A 19,742-nucleotide genomic window follows, 5' to 3' on the forward strand; every position below is an offset into this window, starting at 1 on the left:
CTCCTGTCAGATATGATATTTTCGGTGTCCGGCGAGTGTGTGCACCACGCCTTCCACCTCAGTTCCGTGGTAAATGCCAAAGCTGCCGTGCCGGTTTTCCTGTGCATAGCGCCGCAGCATGGAGCGTTCGGCGTCGTTCCCGACGCGGTCGAGCGGTAATGCGTTCAGGTCGAAGTATTGCAGACCTTGGGATGGTTCACCGCGGACCGTGCCGTGGTATATGATCCGCTGTGTGTCGGCCCGCGTGATTTGGTAAACAGCGTAAAGATGCGTCAGTTCGGGCGACAGCCCCAGTGACGTGAGGGTCTTGACCAACCCATCGACGGAATTGTCCTTGATCGGAGCAGTGGGAACGGTGATCCCGCCGTCGGGCTCTTCAGCCAGCAAAAGCCAGCCCTCGCATTCAAGGACCGCGCCCAGTCGGCCGCCCCCCGAGGCCGCCGCATCGGTCAGCGCGCGGTCGAGCCCGATGTCGAAATAGGCGCCCTTGTAATAGCCCAACGGTTGGCCGTCCCCAGTCTCGAACGTCAGCACCCGCCCGATCAGGATCAGATGATCGCCCGCATCCACGAGCCTGTGGCGCGCGCAGCTGAAACTGGTCAGGGCCCCGTCCAGAATCGCAATCCCCTGCGCATCCGGGTGCCAGTCGGCGGTGTCGAACTTGTCCGGGGATTGCGAGGCGAAAAGACCCGAGATTTCCTTTTGATCGTCCGCCAGGATGTTGACCGCAAAGTTATCGCACCCGGCGAAAGTGTCACATGACAGGGCACGCTTGCCGATACACACCAGCAGCAGCGGCGGGTCGAGCGAAACGGACGTAAATGAATTCGCCGTGAAACCGCGCGGTGTGCCGTCGGGCTGACGCGTCGTCACGACCGTGACCCCCGTCGCGAAGCGGCCAAAGGCATCTCGCAGCTTGCGTATTGAGTCGGCGTCCATCGGTTGCACCGGGTCCAGACCCTTCAGGATCGCGTCATGCGCGCCCAGGGCTGGTGGTGCGGCAAGTTCGCCGTGACCATGCGCACCGAACCGCAGGGGGTTGGCGGCGACTGTCCAGGGCTTATGCGCCGGGTCCGGGCCTTTGACCTGTGCGAGCATTCCGCGCGCCGCAACATGCGGGTCCGCGGCGATATCGGCGATGGTGTTCAACGGACCGAACGGCACCTGTCCGCCCAAAAGGGTTGTCAGATCGGCCTTGCTACGCCCTGAGGTCCAGCGCGAGACCAGCTTATCCACCTCTGCCGCATTCTGCGCCCGCAGGGCGCGGCTGGCAAAACGCGGGTCTGTCCCCAGTTCTTCCCGCTCCATGATCGTCGCCAAACGCTGCCAGAACGCATCGTCAACGATCCCCAAGGCGACATGACCGTCAGCAGCAGGATAAAGGCCGAACGGCGTCAGAAACGGATGCCCGTTGCCTTCCGGTTGCGGCACTTTCCCGGTCATGTCGTGCAGATACACCATGCGTTCGCAGAGCGATATCATCGCGTCGTACATGGCGACGTCGACGAACTGCCCCTTGCCGGTGGCCTCGGCTTCCCGCAGCGCCGCCATGATGCCGAAGGCCATCATCATCCCGGCGAAGATGTCGCCCACGCCGGGTCCGGTTTTGGTCGGCGTATCGGGGTCCGGTCCGGTCATCGCGATCAGCCCGCCCATGGCCTGCGCGACTACGTCATAGGACGGCCATGTCGCATACGGGCTTTCCCCGGTCCGCGGATCACCGAAGCCCCGGATCGCGGCATAGACCAGCCGGGGGTTCGACTCGGCCAGCGATTCATAGGACAGGCCCAGACGATCCATCACGCCGGGGCGAAAATTCTCGACCACCACGTCCGCCGTTGCGGCGAGCGCGCGGAAATGTTCCCGGCCTTCATCCGATTTCAGATCAAGTGCGACGCTTTTCTTGCCTCGGTTCAGGCTGACGAAATAGCCAGCCCAGTCGTGCGACGGATCATCGTCGCGGAAGGGACCGTTGCCCCGGCTGGTATCGCCTGCGCCGCCCTCGATCTTGATCACCTCGGCCCCGTGGTCGGCCAGATGCATGGTGCAATAGGGGCCGGACAACATACGGCTTAGGTCCAACACACGTAGGCCCTGGAGGATTTTCGTACTCATGAGGTGAGATCCAGACGATTAATGAAAGCCCGCAATGGGTTGTTCACTGCGGCGGGATTTTCGGCCAGTGCCATGTGACGCAAGCCCGGCAGGATCACAGCCTTCGCACCGGGGATTTCGGCCGCAATGGCATGGGTCATTTCGGGGCCGTTGCCAAAGTCTTCGACCCCGGTGATGACCAGCGTTGGACAGGTGATTGGCGGCGTGGGTGCCACGATTTCGTCGATCCCATCGGCAAGCACACGGTAGATCGTGTGATAGATGGCGATGTCATTGGCTGTCACCCAGCGGCGGACCTCGTCCATCATGTCTGGATTGGCCTGTCGGAAATCGGCGGTGAACCAACGCTCCAGCGCCGCCTCTACGGTTGACTGAGGCCCGTCATGGCGGGCCTGCGCGACCCGCTTGAGGATTGCGGCCTGCGCGTCGGGGCTGCGTTTGTGCGGCGAATGCAGGATTGCAAGCGCGCGGGTTCTGCCCGGCGCATCCTGCGCAAAGCGCCGCGCGATCATGCCACCGAGAGAGAAACCGACGAGAATTGCGGACTGGGCCCCGCAATGATCCAAAAGCGCGGCCAGTTGATTTGAAAACAGCGAAAGGCTGGGCGTTTCGGGTGGCGGCGCACTTTGTCCATGACCGTAAAGATCGTAGGTCAGGACGCGGTAGTCATCCTCGAACGCCGGGGTGGTCCATTGCCAGCAGTCCTGATTCAATCCCAGCCCGTGGATCATCACCACGACCGGACCGGTCGCTGGTCCGCTCAACCGATATGCAGTGCCATTCGGTGCCTTAGGCATCGTCAAGCGGTCGACAAGCGACCGCCTCCACCTCGACCGTGCCACCGATAACTTGCATTTTCCGGGCCATGGATGCGCCTCCCTCGCGGCCAGCCTGCCCTGATCGCTGCGACGAACCTTTGGTTTTTTCGACACGTTATGTCGTATTTTCCGGCACATCCGACGCGAAAGCGGACATGAATGGAAAGGCACATAAGGGGGAGCATTGCGCCATGGCGAATATCACAAGCTATCAGATGCTGATCGACGGGGAGTGGGTCGATGCCGCAGATGGCGGCACCTTCGACAGCGTAAACCCGGCGGATGGCAAGATCTGGAGCCGCGTGCCCGAAGCGACCGAAGCCGACGTGAACCGAGCGGTCGAGGCCGCCCACGCCGCCTTTACCACCGGGCCTTGGGCGGGGATGACGCCCACCGAACGCGGGAAATGTCTGCGCAAACTGGGCGATCTGTTGGCCGACCATTCCGAAGGGCTGGGCCGCACGGAGTCTGTCGATACCGGCAAGATGCTTAAGGAAACCCGGTGGCAGGCGAAATACATCGCTGAGTTCTTCCACTTTTTCGCCGGGTGCGCGGACAAGGTCAGCGGAGAGACCTTGCCGATCGACAAACCCGACATGTTTGTCTTTACCAAGCGCGAACCCCTGGGCGTGGTGGCAGCCGTGGTGCCGTGGAATTCGCAACTGTTCTTGGTCGCCGTGAAGATCGGCCCGGCGCTGGCGGCGGGCAACACCGTGGTGCTTAAGGCGTCCGAACACGCCAGCGCCGCGATGCTGGAATTTGGCAAGCTGATCGAAGAGGCTGGCATTCCCCCCGGCGTCGTCAACATCGTCGCAGGCCACGGAGAGCCTTGCGGTCGCGTGTTGACAAGCCATCCGCTGGTTGCACGGGTGTCGTTTACGGGCGGTCCGAACGCGGCGCGGCATGTGCTTGAAAACGTCAAACGCAACTTTGCCGAAGTGTCGCTGGAACTGGGCGGCAAATCCCCGTTCATTGTTTTTGACGATGCGAATATCGAAAGCGCTGTGAACGCCTCCATCGCGGGAATTTTCGGCGCAACAGGGCAAAGCTGTGTAGCGGGATCGCGGCTTTATCTGCAAGAAGATATCGCGGATGAATTCCTTGAACAGATGACCGCGCAGGCGCGCGAGATTGTCATCGGTGATCCGCTGGCGGAGGAAACCCAGATGGGGCCGTTATGCACCACCGGCCAGTTGGAACATATCCAGCGCGAGGTTGCCCACGCCGAAGAAGAGGGCGGCAAGGTTCTGGTGGGTGGCAAGCAGCCCGATGGCATGTCGGGGCTGTTTTACGAGCCCACGATCATCGAATGCCCGCGTCAGGATCTGCGGATTGTCGACACGGAACTGTTTGGCCCTGTTCTGTCCGTGCAGCGTTTCAAGACCGAGGAGGAGGTGTTGGCGCTTGCCAATGACAGCGAACATGGGCTGGCGGCGGGTATCTTTACCAAAGACTCTGCCCGGTCGTTGCGCATGGCCAATTCGGTGCGGGCAGGGATTGTCTGGGTGAATACCTATCGCGTGGTGTCGCCGATTGCCGAATTTGGCGGGGTCAAAGGGTCGGGTTATGGCCGCGAAAGCGGGTTTCAAGCGATCTATGATTACACGCGGCCCAAGACGATTTGGATGAATACGTCGGATGCGCCGATGGCGAACCCGTTTGTCATGCGATGACCCGCGTGATCCCTACCTACTCCCCAAACGCCCTTAGGCTGCGAAAGGACCAGACATGAAATTCCAACTTGCCGTGAACATGGAGCGGATTGACGACAGTCTGGATATGAAAGATGTCGCCCGCCACACGCTTGAGATGGTTCAGATTGCCGAACAGGGCGATTTCGACATCGTCTGGTCGGCAGAACATCACGCGCTGGAAATGACCATCGCACCCAACCCGTTTCAATTGCTGACATGGTGGTCGACCGAAACCAGCCGTATTCGCCTTGGCACCGCGGTGGCGACCGCCGCCTATTGGCATCCGATCAATCTGGCAGGAGAGGCGGCGTTTACCGACCTGATCAGCGGCGGGCGGTTGGAATTCGGCATCGGATCGGGTGCGTATCAGCGCGAATTCGACCGCATGAAGCCGGGCCTGAAGCAATCGGACGCTTGGCGTTATATGCAAGAGATGCTGCCTGCGGTGCGCGCACTGTGGCAGGGGGATTATGCCCATGACGGGGAATACTGGCAGTTTCCGACGTCGACGTCCGTGCCGAAGCCCGTGCAGGAGGACGTTCCGGTCTGGGTCGCCGCGCGGTCACCCATCACCTATGACTACGCGATCCGCAACAAATGCCATGTCAATTGCTGGCCCCTGACGCGTCCGTTCGCCGAGGCCGAGCTTTACAAGCAGCAACTGGACGAGGCGATTGCAAAGACTGACAACGGCTGGGAACCCCGGTTCGCATTGATGCGGCATTCCTGCGTCTACGGAAACGAAGCCGACCGGCAAGTCGCGCTTAACGCCATTCGCACGGTGCTTAGCCAGTTCGAGAACCTGTTTCGCAATGCCGGTGACGTGCATAATGGTTTTCCGGCGTCTATTCCGCTGAATCAGTTGGAGGGGCGCGACCAATACGATCCGGCGATGCTTGAGGAAAACCTGATGTTTGGCACGCCCGATCAGGTCATCGAAAAGCTGAAGCGCTATCAGGCATTGGGCGTGAACGAGTTTATCTACTACGCCTCGATGGGGCTTGATCACGCGTCGCAGCAGCGCTCTCTCAAGATGTTCTGCGAAGAGGTCATGCCTGAGTTCAAGGAAGGATAGAGAGATGTCGGATGGGGTAAAGGTCCACCGGGACGGCCACGTTCTGGAGGTCACGTTGGAGCGCGGCAAGGTCAACGCCATCGACGTGCCGACGTCGCAGGCCTTGGCGGCTGCGTTTCAGGAGTTGCACGAGGACAAGGACCTGCGCTGCGCCATTCTGACGGGGGGCGGCGAGAAAATCTTTTCGGCGGGATGGGATCTCAAGGCGCTGAACGATGGTGAGATGCAGCTCGATAACTGGTGGGAGGCCGATGAATATGGCTTCGGAGGGTTTACGGGGCTCACCGAGAACTGGGCGCTGAACAAGCCCGTCATCGCCGCGATCAACGGGCTTGCGATTGGCGGGGGGTTCGAGATGGCGATGGGCTGCGATCTGTTGATTGCCGCGGATCACGTCGAATTCGGGCTGCCCGAAATGCCGCTGGGAATTGTGCCGGATGCGGGCGCATTGCAACGCCTGCCGCGCCGTATCCCCCATAACATCGCGATGGAAATGTTCCTGTTGGGCCGTCGCATGACCGCAGCGGAAGCCGCGCATTACGGGTTGGTCAACAAGGTCGTGCCGAAAGAACAGTTGATGGATGCCGCGCGCGAATGGGCAGCCTCCATCGCGTGGTCGGCCCCCTTGGCGATGCAATCGGTCAAGGAAGTGCAACGCGAGATCGAATGCGTGCCACTGGAGCAGGCGTTTCACAAGATGCGCACGGACCCGATGCCGGTATATCGCAAGATGCTGAAATCGGACGATGCCGCTGAAGGCGTCGCCGCCTTCGTCGAAAAACGCGAACCGAGGTTCAAGGGCGAATGATGTACCCTGATCCCGGCAGCATAACCCGCGTGACCAGCATTGGCGCGGGGCCCATCGGCGGCGGCTGGGCGGCGCATTTTTTGGCGCGTGGCTATGACGTGACCGCCTATCTGCATGACGAGGCAGAGAGAGATGCGTTCAACTCCATCCTGCAAACTGCGTGGGGTTCCCTGACGGATCTGGGACTGGCTGAAGGGGCCTCGTTAGATCTTTTGCGGATCGTAACCGATCTGGAAGACGCACTGGACGGGGCCGAGTTCGTTCAGGAAAGCGCGCCGGAAAGGTTGGAGATCAAACAAGCCCTCTACAAGCGGATGGGGGATATTCTGCCACCGTCCGTGGTGGTCGGGTCGTCAACCTCTGGCCTGACAATGACAGAGATTCAGGCCACTTGCGCCACCCCGGAACGCACTGTGATCGGGCATCCGTTCAACCCGCCCTACCTGTTGCCGCTGGTTGAAATCGTCGGCGGGGACAAGACCGCCCCAGACGCGGTGGACTGGGCGGGGCGGTTCTACGAAATCGCGGGCAAGGCGCCTCTGTTGATGAAAAAGGAAATCCCCGGATTCGTGGCCACCCGCCTGCAAGAGGCGTTGTGGCGCGAGGCCCTGCATATGGTGGCCAACGGCGAAGCAACGCCAGAGGACATCGACATCGCGTTGATGAACGGCCCCGCGCCACGCATGGTCAGTCAGGGACAGTGCATGGCGTTTCACGTGGCCTGTGGGGCAGGCGGCATGGCGACGAATCTCGATCAGTTCGGCCCGGCCCTGAAACTGCCTTGGACCCGGTTGGAAGCGCCCGAGCTGACCCGCGATCTGCGGGACCGCATGGTGGATGGCTGCAACGCCATCGCCGGCGACCGGCATTTTGAGGATATGGCCGCACAACGGGACCGAGAGATCGTCGCCGTGTTACGCGCGCTGCGTCAGTCGCGGTCGGGCTGAGCGCGACCGGGCATATCCCTGAGCGTCGACAGGAAATCCGATAAGGAGCCCGGCCAGCTTGGCGCCGGTTCGTTCGCGGGCCAAGCCTCGCGGTATTCGGAAGGGCGGCGGCCAAAAAATTTGCCAAAGGAAAACGCGAAATGCGAAAGGGTGTTGAACCCGGACGCCGTCGCGATTTCACGCACGCTGAGGTCGGTCGAAATCAACAACAGTCGGGCGTTCTGCAATCGCCTCAGCAGCCCGAATTGCACCACCGTGCAGCCCACGTGTTTCTTGAACTGGCGTTCCAACTGCCGCTGTGAAACGTCGAGCGTTTCAGCGATTTCCGGAACGCTCAGCGGTTCCTCGATGTTCTCTTCGATCAGGGTCATCGCCTCGCGCACCAGTGGCAACATCGTTTCGGTGCTGCGTCCCATCGTGCTGCGCTGGGGCGCACCGGCCGTGCGGATGGGATGATATAGCATCTGGTCGGCAATCTCTCCGGAAAAGCCGCTGCCATGACTGCTTTCGATGAGGCGCAACATCAGATCAACTCCGGCAAGCCCCCCGGAACAGGTCATGATCCGTCCCTCGATAGTGAACAGACATTCCTGAACGTCCACCCGGTCGAACCGTTCCCGAAACCCGCTGAGCCACGACCAATGGAGCGTCGCAGGTTTGCCATCCAGCAACCCGGCCCGCGCCACGATATAGCAGCCCAGTTCGACGCCGCAGATGCCTGCACCATCCCGCGCGCGTTTGCGCAGCCAGGCCGTCAGGGTGCGGTTGTCGTAGTGTTCTGTCCCCCAACTGCCAAGAACGAATACGAATTCCGCTTGGGGCAAGGCGTCCGTGTTGGTGGTAACGGTTGTCGCCATGCCGTTGCTTGCCACCACTTCGGCCCCGTCAAAGGACACGATGTCCCATGAAAAAATAGGCTCCGGCGCGAGGTAATTCGCAATGCGCATGGTTTCGATCATCGTAATCAGCGTGGTGATGTTGAACCGTGGAACCACAACGAAAACAGCATGGTTCGGCGCGCGCCGCATTTCAGGTTTCATATCAATTTTCACAGGATCAGCCTTTAGCGGATGGTGCGTTTTTTCGTCATATTAGCCCCAACTTCGTCGGATAATCGACACCTTTCTTGATCGAGTCCGCGCCAAGCTGAGGCAAAGGGGGGCTTTTATAGATGAACTACGACGTTGTGCTGACCTGCGCTGTCACCGGCGCTGGTGATACGACGGGCAAAAGCCCCCATGTGCCTGTCACGCCAAAGCAGATTGCCGACGCCGCGATTGAGGCGGCTAAGGCCGGTGCCTCTGCCGCGCATATCCACGCGCGGGACCCGGAAACCGGGCAGGGCTCTCGTGACCCAAAGCTGTTCAAGGAAATCGTGGACCGCGTGCGCGACAGCGACACGGACGTGGTTATCAATGTGACCGCGGGCATGGGCGGCGACTGGGTGTCTGACCCGGCCAATCCTGCAATGCCCGGCCCCGGCACCGATATGATCGGCCCCGAAGAAAGGCTTGCCCACATCAAGGAATGTCTGCCGGATATCTGCTCGCTTGACTGCGGCACGCTCAATTTTTCCGACACGGACATGATCTATATCTCGACCCCGCCGACACTGCGTAAGATGGCGGCAATGGTGCAGGAATGGGGCGTGAAGCCCGAATTGGAAGTCTTCGATCTTGGCCATATCCGTTTTGCCAAGGCGATGGTCGATGAGGGTCTGATTGATGCCCCGCCAATGTTCCAGTTGTGTCTGGGCATTCCGTGGGGCGCGGACCAGACGGTTGAAACGATGGCGGCTATGAAAGCGCAATTGCCTGCCGGGGCGAGCTGGGCGAGTTTTGGCATTGGCCGGGGGCAAATGCCGATGGTGGCCGCCTCGGTTGCGCTGGGGGGCAATGTCCGTGTGGGTCTTGAGGATAACATCTATCTGGAGCGTGGTGTGTTTGCGACCAATGGGCAATTGGTCACGAAAGCCCGCGAAATCATCGAACGCATGGGGGGCCGCGTGGTCACGCCGCAAGAGGCCCGCAACAAGCTGAACCTGCGGGGCGCGGATGGCTGATCCGACCCAAACCGGCAGCTTACAGGTCCGCAACGTTTCAAAGTTGTTCGGGACGTTTCGGGCGGTCAATGATATCAGCCTTGATATCCGTAAGGGAGAGTTCCTGACGCTGCTTGGGCCATCAGGGTCCGGCAAGACCACGCTTTTGATGATGATTGCTGGATTCCTCGATATCTCGGAAGGGGATATCGCGTTGGACGGAGCCTCAATCGCTGAGGTGCCTGCGGAAAAGCGCAACTTTGGCATGGTGTTTCAGGGCTATGCGCTGTTCCCGCATATGACGGTGCGCGACAACATCGGGTATGCGCTGAGCGTGCGCAAACGCCCCGCGGCAGAGATCAAGTCGCGTGTCGATGAGATGCTGGAACTCGTCCAGTTGCAGGATTTTGCAGACCGCAAGCCGGGGCAATTGTCGGGCGGGCAACAGCAACGGGTCGCGCTGGCACGGGCCTTGTGTTTCGCGCCGCCGGTGTTGCTGCTGGACGAACCCCTTGGCGCGTTGGACAAGAAACTGCGCGTCGAGGTGCAGGAACAGCTTAAGGACATTCACCGTCGCGTCGGCACGACCTTCATCTACGTCACCCACGATCAGGAAGAGGCGTTGTCGATGTCGGACCGTATCGTGATCATGCGGGATGGCGCGATTGAACAGGTCGGCACGCCCAAGGATCTTTACGAGCGGCCGATCAACCGCTTCACAGCCAGTTTTCTTGGGAAATCGAACTTCATTCAACAAAATGGCAAAACCTGCGCCCTGCGTCCCGAAAAGATTGATCTACGCCTCGGCTCTGGACATGCCGACGCGCGGCTGGGCGGGACGGTGCGGTCTGTCACCTACTTCGGGTCCATGCAGCGCGTCATTGTGGATGCGGCAGACGGGACCGAGATTGAAGTTGATATCGACGTCTGGCGCAACAACGAGACGCTGAGCGCCGGGGATGCGGTCAATCTGCTTTGGACAGACGAAGCAGCGGTCGAATTGATGACGGGCTGAGGCCCCAAGACAGAGCGCCACAAAGGCGTCGTGACGAAGAAACCGGGCAAATCCGGGCCCAATAGGAGGAAGAAAATGCACGATAAACAATTCATGAAAGAAACGCTGCAAGACAGCGCCCACGCCTACAAGGAAGGCCGCATGGACCGCCGCACGTTTCTGGCGCTTTGCGGGGCGTCAGGCGTTGCGCTGAACGCTGTAATGGCGGGCGATGCAAAGGCTGCGGTTGATCACGTGGTGATGTGGAACTGGGGTGGCCAGTCCGAGGAATGCCATGGGTCCGCCATCGGGGATGCCTTCACGGCCAAGACCGGCAAGGGGCTGAAGTTCGACACCTCCGGCCCGCTGGAAGGCAAGATCAGGGAAATGGTCGACAGCGGTAATGTCACGGCGGACGTGGCGGATGCGGACCTGTTCAACGCCGTATCGCTGGGGCCAACCGGCCACCTTGAACCGATTGATTACTCGGTCGTGTCCAAGGACAAGACTCTGCCTGGCTACGCGCTGGAGCATGGTGTTTCCGTGATCCTCTATGGATACGCGTTCGTCTATGACACCGAAGCCTATGGCGACAATCCCCCCCAGAACTGGGCGGATTTCTTTGACACCGCTAATTTCCCCGGTATGCGCTCGCTTTACAAATGGGCCAATGGCTCGCTTGAGGCGGCTTTGATGGCGGACGGCGTGGCAGGTGATGCGCTTTATCCTCTCGACATGGATCGTGCGCTGGCCAAGGTGACGTCTATCAAGGACGACAGCCTTTATTGGGGATCAGGTTCCGAGGCGCATTCCATGGTCGTGAACGGCGAAGTCTCCATGGGGATGGTCTGGCAAAACCGGGGTCGCAACATCGAAAACGATACCGATGGGCGCTACAAGCTGGTGAACAATCAGGCCATGGCGATGCCCGGTGCCTACATCGTGCCGAAGGGCAACCCGGCCGGGGCCGCCGTGATGGAGTTCATCGCAACCGCGCAGGAAGTCCCCGCGCAGCTGGCGCTGCTTGATTGTCTGGGCATGACGCCCTCAAACCCCGAGGCGTTCGACCAGATCCCGGAGGATCAACAGGATTACGCCATTACGTCGGCCAGGAACATCGACAAGATCGTCTATAACGATCCCAATTGGTGGGGCAATAATGGCGGGGATGCCGTGAACGCGTTCCTCGAAGCGATCAGCTAAGCTGACAAACGTGCTGCCGATTTGATCCGGCGGCACGCACCCAGCTGCTTTACCTCATGCAAGCCGTCACCCGACATATACATCCCGGATGGTTGATCGTCGCGCCGCTGCTGGCGATGGTGGTGGCGCTGTATCTGGGGCCGATCCTGAACATCCTGTGGCTGAGCGTGACCGACCCCGAGCCAGGTTTTGGCAACTACGCCAAATTGGGGGAAAGCGATGCGCTGATCCGCATTGTCTGGACCACGGTGCGCATCTGTATCATCACCACCTTGTTCAGCGTGATCTTAGGCTATTCCATCGCTTACGCCATGGTGCACTGCCACCGACGCCAGAAGAACTACATGCTGACGCTGCTGCTTGTGTCTTTCTGGATATCCATTCTTGTCCGCACCTTTTCCTGGCTGATGCTGCTGGGGCGCAAGGGGCTGGTGAACGGGACGCTGGAAAACATCGGGCTGATCGCCGAACCCATTGCCTTTATGCGCAACGAATTGGGCGTGCTGATCGGCATGGTGCACTATATGATACCTTACGCGGTGTTGCCGCTGCTGGTGTCGATGCAATCGCTTGATACCCGAGTGATGGATGCCTCGCGCAATCTGGGGGCCACCGGGACACAGACGTTCTGGCGCATCTACCTGCCGCTGACCACGCCGGGGCTGGTCGCTTCGACGCTGCTCGTGTTCATCCTTAGCCTCGGGTTCTATGTCACGCCCGCCGTGCTGGGTGGGGGCAAGGTGCTGATGGTGGCGGAATACATCTCGGTGCAATTGCTGGTCACGCTGAAGTGGGGCACAGCGGCGATGCTTGCGGCCCTGATGCTGTTCGGCGTGCTGGCAATGCTGTGGGTAATGTCGCGCTTCATGAAGCTCAGCACGGTGTTCGGGGGGGCGGCGCGATGACCTCGGGTCTGTTCGCCAAATTCAACCGCGTGGGCGCATGGGTGCTGCTGCTGTTTCTGGCGACGCCGGCGTTGATCGCGATTCCGGTATCGCTGACGCCGAAACGGTTCCTTTCGATGCCCAAGGATGAGCTGTCCCTGCGCCATTTCGAAAAACTGTTCACGTCTGAGGAGTGGCTGTCGAGCTTTTTCCAAAGCGGAGTGATCGCGGTGTCAACGTCCCTGTTGGCGACCTTCCTCGGGACATTGTGTGCCATCGGACTGTGGCGCGTGTCGTCGAAGTACTCGGAATTGGTGCGCGCCTTCCTGCTGCTGCCGCTGATTATCCCGCAGATCATTTCGGCCATGGCGTTCTATCGGTTGTGGATACCGCTTGGGTTGCTTGACAGTTATGCCGGGCTGATCTTCGCGCATACGATTTTGGCGGCCCCTATGGTGCTGATCACTGTCAGCGCATCGCTGGCGACGTTTGATCCGAAGTTGGAACAGGCCTCAAAAAATCTCGGCGCTTCTAACTGGACGACTATGCGCCGGGTGATCCTGCCCTCGATCAAACCGGGTGTCTTTGCAGGGGCGCTATTCGCCTTCATCCTTAGCTGGGATGAGATTGTCGTGACGCTGTTCATCTCAAAATACAACGTCTACACGCTGCCGCGCCGGATGTGGAACGGCATCCGCGAAAACACCGATCCAACCGTGGCCGCCGCCGCCGTCGTGCTGATCGCCATCACCATTATCGCCTTCGTGATTTTTTCGATCATGTCCCGCCGCAATGCCAAATCCGAGGCCAAATAGACGAGGCTAAGAATGAACATGGAAACCAGTCACGAAACCGACCTGTTGGTCAGCACTGTCCGCCGCTTTGTGGAAACCGAGATGTATCCTCATGAGGAGGAGGTCGACCGTCTGGGCCATGTTCCCGAAGAAATTGGCCGTCGGATCGAAGCCAAGGCGCATGAACTGGGGCTTTTTGCCTGCAACCTGCCCGAAGACGTGGGCGGCGGTGGTCTGGGCTATGGCCCGATGTCACGGGTTGAACGCGAATATGGCAAGACCAGCCACGCGCTGCAAAGCTGGGCCGCGCGGCCGACCGAATTGTTGATGGCCTGCGAGGGCGATCAGCGAGAACAATACCTGTTTCCCGCCGTGCGCGGTGAAAAACGCGAGCTGTTTGCCCTGACTGAACCAGACGCCGGATCAGACGTGATGGGCATGAAAACCAACGCGCGACGGGATGGAGATGACTGGATACTCAATGGGTCCAAACACTTTATCTCGGGCCCGTGTATGCCCGATTTCGCCATCGTCTTTGCCGCCACGGGCAAGGATGAAACCCCGCGCGGCCCGCGCAAACGGGTGACTGCCTTTCTGGTAGATGTAGGTACCAAGGGTTTCGACTGCCGCGAAGGCACGAAATGCGTCAGCTACCGGGGCTACAAGACGTTTGAGCTTCATTTCGACAACGTGCGCCTTGGTCCCGGCCAAGTGCTGGGCGAAGAGGGCACGGGGCTGGAACTGTCCGGCAAATGGCTTGGCATGGGGCGTATCTGGGTCGGGGCGACCTGCTGCGGCAAGGCGGAACGTATCCTTCAGATGGCCACCGAATGGGCCGCCTCGCGCAAGCAGTTCGGCAAACCCATCGGCGCGTTTCAGGCCACGGGGTTCCGGCTGGCCGATGGCGCAATCCAACTGCGGGCGGCTGACCTGATGGTCCAAGATACCGTCGCCCGGGCCGAGAAAGGCGTGATGAGCGATGCGGATGCGGCGATGATCAAGGTCTTCTGCTCGGAAATGCTGGGCAAGATTGCAGATGACGCGGTGCAGATATACGGCGGCATGGGCTTGATGGAAGAACTGCCGATCCAGCGCTTCTGGCGCGATAGTCGGCTGGAGCGCATCTGGGACGGCACCAGCGAAATCCAACGCCATATCATCACACGTTCTATCCTGCGGCCCCTTGGTGCATGACCCCGGAACGTCGCGCGAATTTCCAACGTCTGCTCAGGCCGCGCCATATCGCCTTTGTCGGCGGGCGGGACGCCACAATCGCGGTGCGCGAGGCGCACAGGCGCGGGTTCGCCGGACAAATGTGGGCGGTGAACCCAAACCGTGCTGATTTGGACGGTGTGCCTTGCGTGCCCTCTATCGCTGATATGCCGGGGGTGCCTGACGCGGTTTACCTTGCTATTCCAGCGGGCGGTGTCGTCGCTGCACTGCGCGAATTGGCAGCTATGGGCGTCGGCGGCGTGGTGTGCTTTTCGGCGGGGTTCAAGGAAACAGGCGACGCGCAGGCTGAACAGGCACTGGTTGGGGCAGCAGGTGACATGGCCCTGATCGGGCCTAACTGCTACGGGTTGATCAACTACATCGACAACACAGCGCTTTGGTCTTTCGAACATGGCGGTTGGACCCCCGGATACGGCGCCGCGATCATCACCCAGTCGGGTATGTTTTCGTCAGACATCACGATGAGCGCGCGTTCCCTGCCGTTGGCCTACATGGTTTCGGCGGGCAATCAGGCGGTGTTGGGGTTGGAAGATTTTCTGGACGTTTTCGCAGACGACCCGGCGGTGCGCGCCATCGGGCTGCATATCGAGGGGCTGCAAGACATCCCGGCCTTTGAACGTGCGGCCTTAAAGGCGATTGAGCAGGGCGTCGCGGTGGTGGCGCTCAAGACAGGCAGCTCAGCCATCGGCGCGACATTGACGGTAAGCCACACAGGCTCACTCTCGGGACCGGATGACCTTTACGAAGCACTGTTTGCGCGGTCAGGTGTGATCAGCGTGACGAGCCCTGCGCAGTTTCTGGAAACGCTGAAGTATCTCTGTGTCGTGGGCGCTCCGGCTGGGCCCGCTGTCGCGGGGTTTACCTGCTCGGGCGGTGGCGCCACGATGCTGGCCGATCACGCCGAAAAGATCGGGCTGACCTTCCCTGAGGTCAGGTGCGATGAGAACCCGGCCCTCGCCGATCTGTTGCCCGACATTGCGACGGTGTCGAACCCGCTGGACTACACGACGCCGATCTGGGGACAGGCGGATCGCACCTATCCGGTCTTTGCCAAGGCGATGGAATCTATCGCAGCGGATGCCGCGGTTCTGGTGCAAGACTATCCGGCGGAGGGGCTGGATGCCTCAAAACTATACTATCAGAATGACGCCGAAGCCTTTGCACAAGCGGCCAAGGAACAGGCGATTCCAGCCGCGATCTGCGCAACCCTGCCCGAGAATCTCGACAAAGATACGCGTCGGCATCTGATCTCGCTCGGGGTGGCCCCAATGCAGGGGATCCATGAAACATTGAACGCAATCCGAGATGCCGCAACGTGGTCGGAACGGCGCAAACGCATCACGGCCGCGCGGCCCGCGCCATTGTTGGCGGTGGGTGCGCTGGCCGCGCCGCAGATGTTGACCGAGGATGCAGGAAAGTCGTGGCTTTCAGCACGCGGGGTCGCGGTCCCTGAAGGCAGGACCGTGACCGCCAAAGACGCTGAAGACGCTGCCGCTGAAGTCGGCTATCCCGTCGTGCTCAAGATGATGTCGCCGCACCTTGCCCATAAGACAGAGGCCGGGGCTGTGGCCCTCGGCGTTACGGACGCGGCGGCGTTGGCTGTTGCACTCAACCAGATGACAGAAACGATCCGGGCTTTTGACCCGCAGTCTGTGACAGACAGTTTTCTGGTTGAAACCATGCTGCGACCGCCTTTGGCGGAGATGATCGTGACCCTACGGTCTGATCCGCAATTCGGTGCGGCCTTGGTGATGGGAAGCGGGGGGGTGTTAACCGAACTTGTCGGTGATGCCGTGACACTTCTGCTGCCGACGACACCGGCGGAGATCGCCGAGGCTCTGAAATCCTTGCGGGTTGCGCGTCTGCTGAACGGGTTTCGAGGTCGCGACTCCGCTGATCTCGACAAGGTTACTAAAGCGCTGCACCATCTTTGTGGTGTCTTCGTTCAGGAACATGAGGCCCTGTCCGAAATTGAGATTAACCCGATGTTCATATACACGGACCACATCGTCGCAGTTGATGCGCTGATCCATGTGATACCCCAATGAGCACGCATAAAACCACCCCAAACCCGGACCTCTCGGTCGGCCCCGACAACAAGCAGCGCTGGAACCAGCCAGCCCACCGCCGCCACGGTTTCCACAATGCACATCGCCTTTTTCGCCGTGCTTTTATGGTGCGGTCGCGTGACGTGCTTATGCTGGAACCTGCGGCGCAAGACCTGACAAAGCAGGTTCCGGAACTGGCCAGCCTTATCCAACACCCCGCCTTTTCAGCATTCTGTTGCCTGCGCGACGATGAGATCGTCATGGAGGCCGCCGCGCCCGATTTTTCGACAACGCAGCCCCATTCCATTCAATCGGTGACGAAACTGCACATTCACCTGATTATCGGTCAATTGCTGGAACAGGGGCTGCTGTCACTTGACGCAAAAGTCTCGGACTATCTGCCCGGCATCGGGTCGGGTTACCGCGATGCCACGGTTCAGGCCTTGTTGGATATGGCCGTCACCAATGACTTTACCGAAGACTACAGTGACCCAATGTCGGATTGCTACCTTGAAGAGATTGCTTTGGGGTGGCGCCTGCCGGGCCCCGGCCTTGAAGAAATCACGCTCGGGGATTTTGCGTCCGGCATTACCGGTTTCCGGGCGACTGCGGCGCGTTCGCAGGCAGAGTATAAATCCGCGAACACCGATGTGCTGACGTTGATCGCCGCGGAGGTCTCGCCCATCCCGCTTGCTGCGCATATCGAGCGGATAGCTGACGCCGTGGGCTATGAAGGTGCTTTTCACATCAGTTGCAGCCCAGACGGCCACCCTGCGTTTTCGGGTGGCGGCTGTCTAAGCGCGCGTGATCTGGCCCGGTTCGGATTGTTTCTGGCGCGCAAAGGCCACAATCTGCATGGCCAGCCCATCGGCAATGCGGCCTTTCTGGAGCATAGCCTTACGCGACCTACACCCGAAATGACGCCACCCAAAGAGTGGCTGAGATATTCAAACCAAACCATGACAGATGGTCGTGTGGTGGGTCATGCGGGGTATGGGGGCCAGTTTCTGATGGTCGACATGAAAACCGGCACGTCTTGCGCATTCCTTAGCGTTCTTGAGAACGAAGCCGGCTATGACGACGACTACATGAGCAACGTCGCGCGTATTTTACGGCTGGTCTGCTGTGGGTCAGGGTAGGAGCCGTTTCTAGCAAACACACCCGGCAAGAATGTCCCGCGAAACCACCCGATCCGCATCTCCCCTATTTACACCACTCCCGACCTTTGGGCAGATGGCACCATCGCGAAAAGTCCAGCAGGAGAAAACCCTTCACCATGACCGATGACATCAACGCCCGACACGCCGAGAAGATGCGCAAGATCAAGGCTGCGCGTGACAAGATGATGCAAACCAAGACCGAGGAAAAAGGTCTGATCATGGTGCATACCGGGTCTGGGAAGGGGAAATCTTCTTCGGGGTTTGGGATGATTATGCGCTGTATCGGGCACGGTATGCCTTGCGCGGTGGTGCAGTTCATCAAGGGCAATTGGATCACCGGAGAGAAGCAGCTTCTGCGCGAGCGTTTTGCCGATGAATGCCGGTTTTTCGTGTCGGGCGAAGGCTTCACCTGGGAAACGCAGGACCGGGAGCGTGACATCGCGGCGGCTGAGAATGGCTGGAAGATCGCGCGGGAACAGATCCTCGACCCGGACATTCAGTTTGTCCTGCTGGATGAAATAAACATCGCGCTTAGATACGACTACCTTGATATCGATGAGGTTGTGGAGTTTCTGCTGCATGAAAAACCGCAGATGACCCATGTCTGCCTGACCGGTCGCAACGCCAAGCCCGAACTGATCGAGGCCGCAGACCTCGTTACCGAGATGACGCTGGTCAAGCATCCGTTCAAGGATGGCGTGAAGGCACAGCGCGGCGTCGAAATGTAGTCTCGTCTGGTAACATCGGGCATGGCCGCGTAACTAGAACAAGTCGGAACGCAGACGTTGGGAAACACTATGACGAAGCGGGCGCTTATCACGGGCATAACGGGGCAGGACGGGTCGTATCTTGCCGAATTTCTGCTTGAAAAAGGCTACGAGGTTCACGGCATCAAGCGCCGTGCGTCGTCGTTCAACACGCAGCGGCTGGATCACATCTACCAGGACCCGCACGAGGTGAACCCGAAGCTGCACTTGCATTACGGCGATCTGACCGACACCTCGAACCTGACGCGCATCCTGTCCGAAGTGAAGCCGGACGAGGTCTACAACCTCGGCGCGCAAAGCCACGTCGCGGTCAGTTTCGAGGCCCCGGAATACACCGCCGATGTCGATGCGATCGGCACGTTGCGGATGTTGGAAGCGATCCGGTTTCTTGGCCTGCAGGACAAGACCCGGTTCTATCAGGCGTCGACGTCGGAACTATACGGGCTGGTGCAGGAAACCCCGCAGACGGAAACGACTCCGTTCCATCCACGGTCGCCCTACGGCGTTGCCAAGCTTTACGCCTATTGGATCGCCGTCAATTACCGCGAGGCCTATGGCATGTATGCCTGCAACGGCATCCTGTTTAACCACGAAAGCCCACGGCGCGGCGAAACCTTTGTGACCCGCAAGATCACCCGCGGTCTGGCGAATATCGCGCAAGGCTTGGACACGTGCCTGCACATGGGCAACATCGACGCGCTGCGCGACTGGGGCCACGCGCAGGATTATGTGCGGATGCAATGGCTGATGCTGCAACAGGATCAGCCTGAGGATTTCGTGATCGCCACAGGCAAGCAATTCTCAGTCCGGGATTTCATCGGCTGGACGGCGGCGGAGCTTGGCATCACCCTGCGATTTGAAGGGTCGGGTGTGGATGAGGTTGGCGTGGTTGACTCGGTTACGGGCGACAATGCCCCCGACATCAACCCCGGCGACGTGATCGTGCGGATCGACCCGCGCTATTTCCGCCCGGCTGAGGTGGAAACGCTGCTGGGTGATCCAACGAAGGCGCGGGAAAAACTCGGCTGGGTTCCAGAGATCACGGCGCAGGAGATGTGCGTCGAGATGGTGGCCGAAGACCTGAAGGCGGCCCGGCGGCACCGGTTGCTGCGCGAAAACGCGCTGGAACTGCCGTTCCCCTCGGAAACATGAAAGGCGGGC

At 60.0% G+C, this 19,742-nt stretch carries 17 protein-coding genes; 14 read left to right on the forward strand and 3 right to left on the reverse strand.

The genetic code is table 11. The features are described 5' to 3' along the window. Positions 1–6: 6 nt before the first annotated feature. A complete protein-coding gene (locus tag ACEWPJ_RS14855) occupies positions 7–2,115 on the reverse strand; it encodes a CoA transferase (RefSeq protein ID WP_416513898.1) in 2,109 nt (702 codons plus the stop codon). Continuing rightward, entirely contained in the window at positions 2,112–2,879 is a 768-nt protein-coding gene (locus ACEWPJ_RS14860; RefSeq protein WP_416513899.1) for an alpha/beta fold hydrolase, read from the reverse strand. The genes ACEWPJ_RS14855 and ACEWPJ_RS14860 overlap by 4 nt, the downstream gene beginning before the upstream one ends. A gap of 245 nt (positions 2,880–3,124) precedes the next feature. On the opposite strand from ACEWPJ_RS14860, the gene ACEWPJ_RS14865 reads away from it, so the two are divergent. Genes ACEWPJ_RS14865 through ACEWPJ_RS14880 form a run of 4 tightly spaced genes read left to right on the forward strand, consistent with a single transcriptional unit; the run spans position 3,125 to position 7,457 of the window. Next, entirely contained in the window at positions 3,125–4,606 is a 1,482-nt protein-coding gene (locus tag ACEWPJ_RS14865; protein WP_416513900.1) for an aldehyde dehydrogenase, read from the forward strand. A gap of 55 nt (positions 4,607–4,661) precedes the next feature. After that, complete coding sequence (locus ACEWPJ_RS14870; protein WP_416513901.1) at positions 4,662–5,702, forward strand: LLM class flavin-dependent oxidoreductase; 1,041 nt, start codon at positions 4,662–4,664, stop codon at positions 5,700–5,702. 4 nt (positions 5,703–5,706) lie between these two features. Continuing rightward, positions 5,707–6,510, forward strand: coding sequence for a carnitinyl-CoA dehydratase (locus tag ACEWPJ_RS14875; protein ID WP_416513902.1), 804 nt, complete (start codon positions 5,707–5,709; stop codon positions 6,508–6,510). After that, positions 6,510–7,457, forward strand: coding sequence for a 3-hydroxyacyl-CoA dehydrogenase NAD-binding domain-containing protein (locus ACEWPJ_RS14880; RefSeq protein WP_416513903.1), 948 nt, complete (start codon positions 6,510–6,512; stop codon positions 7,455–7,457). Before ACEWPJ_RS14875 ends, ACEWPJ_RS14880 begins: the two co-directional genes overlap by 1 nt. Here ACEWPJ_RS14880 and ACEWPJ_RS14885 read toward each other — a convergent pair. Then, positions 7,439–8,485 (reverse strand): GlxA family transcriptional regulator, encoded by a 1,047-nt coding sequence (locus ACEWPJ_RS14885; protein WP_416513904.1) that lies wholly within the window; start codon positions 8,483–8,485, stop codon positions 7,439–7,441. The genes ACEWPJ_RS14880 and ACEWPJ_RS14885 overlap by 19 nt on opposite strands. Before the next feature lie 143 nt (positions 8,486–8,628). Here ACEWPJ_RS14885 and ACEWPJ_RS14890 point away from each other — a divergent pair, with 143 nt between their 5' ends. The 10 genes from ACEWPJ_RS14890 to gmd all read left to right on the forward strand — a co-directional run bounded on the left by ACEWPJ_RS14890 (position 8,629) and on the right by gmd (position 19,733). After that, entirely contained in the window at positions 8,629–9,519 is an 891-nt protein-coding gene (locus tag ACEWPJ_RS14890; protein ID WP_416513905.1) for a 3-keto-5-aminohexanoate cleavage protein, read from the forward strand. Then, positions 9,512–10,513 (forward strand): ABC transporter ATP-binding protein, encoded by a 1,002-nt coding sequence (locus ACEWPJ_RS14895; RefSeq protein WP_416513906.1) that lies wholly within the window; start codon positions 9,512–9,514, stop codon positions 10,511–10,513. Before ACEWPJ_RS14890 ends, ACEWPJ_RS14895 begins: the two co-directional genes overlap by 8 nt. 75 nt (positions 10,514–10,588) lie before the next feature. Continuing rightward, positions 10,589–11,695, forward strand: a complete 1,107-nt coding sequence (locus tag ACEWPJ_RS14900; protein WP_416513907.1) for an extracellular solute-binding protein — start codon at positions 10,589–10,591, stop codon at positions 11,693–11,695. Positions 11,696–11,751: 56 nt separating this feature from the next. Next, positions 11,752–12,600 carry an ABC transporter permease gene (locus ACEWPJ_RS14905; RefSeq protein WP_416513908.1) on the forward strand — a complete coding sequence of 283 codons (849 nt, stop codon included), beginning with the start codon at positions 11,752–11,754 and terminating at the stop codon, positions 12,598–12,600. Further along, entirely contained in the window at positions 12,597–13,394 is a 798-nt protein-coding gene (locus ACEWPJ_RS14910; RefSeq protein ID WP_416513909.1) for an ABC transporter permease, read from the forward strand. The genes ACEWPJ_RS14905 and ACEWPJ_RS14910 overlap by 4 nt, the downstream gene beginning before the upstream one ends. A gap of 12 nt (positions 13,395–13,406) precedes the next feature. Next, entirely contained in the window at positions 13,407–14,567 is a 1,161-nt protein-coding gene (locus ACEWPJ_RS14915; protein WP_416513910.1) for an acyl-CoA dehydrogenase family protein, read from the forward strand. Continuing rightward, positions 14,564–16,654, forward strand: a complete 2,091-nt coding sequence (locus ACEWPJ_RS14920) for an acetate--CoA ligase family protein (RefSeq protein ID WP_416513911.1) — start codon at positions 14,564–14,566, stop codon at positions 16,652–16,654. The genes ACEWPJ_RS14915 and ACEWPJ_RS14920 overlap by 4 nt, the downstream gene beginning before the upstream one ends. Continuing rightward, complete coding sequence (locus ACEWPJ_RS14925) at positions 16,651–17,793, forward strand: serine hydrolase domain-containing protein (protein ID WP_416513912.1); 1,143 nt, start codon at positions 16,651–16,653, stop codon at positions 17,791–17,793. The genes ACEWPJ_RS14920 and ACEWPJ_RS14925 overlap by 4 nt, the downstream gene beginning before the upstream one ends. A gap of 137 nt (positions 17,794–17,930) precedes the next feature. Beyond that, positions 17,931–18,542 carry a cob(I)yrinic acid a,c-diamide adenosyltransferase gene (cobO, locus tag ACEWPJ_RS14930; RefSeq protein WP_416513913.1) on the forward strand — a complete coding sequence of 204 codons (612 nt, stop codon included), beginning with the start codon at positions 17,931–17,933 and terminating at the stop codon, positions 18,540–18,542. Positions 18,543–18,611: 69 nt separating this feature from the next. After that, positions 18,612–19,733: a GDP-mannose 4,6-dehydratase gene (gmd, locus tag ACEWPJ_RS14935; RefSeq protein WP_416513914.1), complete on the forward strand. Its 1,122-nt coding sequence runs from the start codon at positions 18,612–18,614 to the stop codon at positions 19,731–19,733. The last annotated feature ends 9 nt before the right edge of the window (positions 19,734–19,742 follow it).

It is taken from the genome of Aliiroseovarius sp. YM-037, from assembly GCF_048060095.1.
In the GTDB taxonomy this organism is placed as follows: Bacteria; Pseudomonadota; Alphaproteobacteria; order Rhodobacterales; family Rhodobacteraceae; genus JBLUOA01.

Bases quoted from the DNA above. Each gene is read 5' to 3' on its own strand.
- ACEWPJ_RS14900 (WP_416513907.1), top strand. From the start codon at position 10,589: ATGCACGATAAACAATTCATGAAAGAAACGCTGCAAGACAGCGCCCAC.
- ACEWPJ_RS14895 (WP_416513906.1), top strand. From the start codon at position 9,512: ATGGCTGATCCGACCCAAACCGGCAGCTTACAGGTCCGCAACGTTTCA.
- ACEWPJ_RS14910 (WP_416513909.1), top strand. From the start codon at position 12,597: ATGACCTCGGGTCTGTTCGCCAAATTCAACCGCGTGGGCGCATGGGTG.
- ACEWPJ_RS14925 (WP_416513912.1), top strand. From the start codon at position 16,651: ATGAGCACGCATAAAACCACCCCAAACCCGGACCTCTCGGTCGGCCCC.
- ACEWPJ_RS14920 (WP_416513911.1), top strand. From the start codon at position 14,564: ATGACCCCGGAACGTCGCGCGAATTTCCAACGTCTGCTCAGGCCGCGC.
- ACEWPJ_RS14870 (WP_416513901.1), top strand. From the start codon at position 4,662: ATGAAATTCCAACTTGCCGTGAACATGGAGCGGATTGACGACAGTCTG.
- ACEWPJ_RS14880 (WP_416513903.1), top strand. From the start codon at position 6,510: ATGTACCCTGATCCCGGCAGCATAACCCGCGTGACCAGCATTGGCGCG.
- ACEWPJ_RS14915 (WP_416513910.1), top strand. From the start codon at position 13,407: ATGAACATGGAAACCAGTCACGAAACCGACCTGTTGGTCAGCACTGTC.
- ACEWPJ_RS14905 (WP_416513908.1), top strand. From the start codon at position 11,752: ATGCAAGCCGTCACCCGACATATACATCCCGGATGGTTGATCGTCGCG.
- ACEWPJ_RS14865 (WP_416513900.1), top strand. From the start codon at position 3,125: ATGGCGAATATCACAAGCTATCAGATGCTGATCGACGGGGAGTGGGTC.
- ACEWPJ_RS14855 (WP_416513898.1), bottom strand. From the start codon at position 2,115: ATGAGTACGAAAATCCTCCAGGGCCTACGTGTGTTGGACCTAAGCCGT.
- cobO (WP_416513913.1), top strand. From the start codon at position 17,931: ATGACCGATGACATCAACGCCCGACACGCCGAGAAGATGCGCAAGATC.
- ACEWPJ_RS14890 (WP_416513905.1), top strand. From the start codon at position 8,629: ATGAACTACGACGTTGTGCTGACCTGCGCTGTCACCGGCGCTGGTGAT.
- ACEWPJ_RS14875 (WP_416513902.1), top strand. From the start codon at position 5,707: ATGTCGGATGGGGTAAAGGTCCACCGGGACGGCCACGTTCTGGAGGTC.
- ACEWPJ_RS14885 (WP_416513904.1), bottom strand. From the start codon at position 8,485: ATGCGGCGCGCGCCGAACCATGCTGTTTTCGTTGTGGTTCCACGGTTC.
- gmd (WP_416513914.1), top strand. From the start codon at position 18,612: ATGACGAAGCGGGCGCTTATCACGGGCATAACGGGGCAGGACGGGTCG.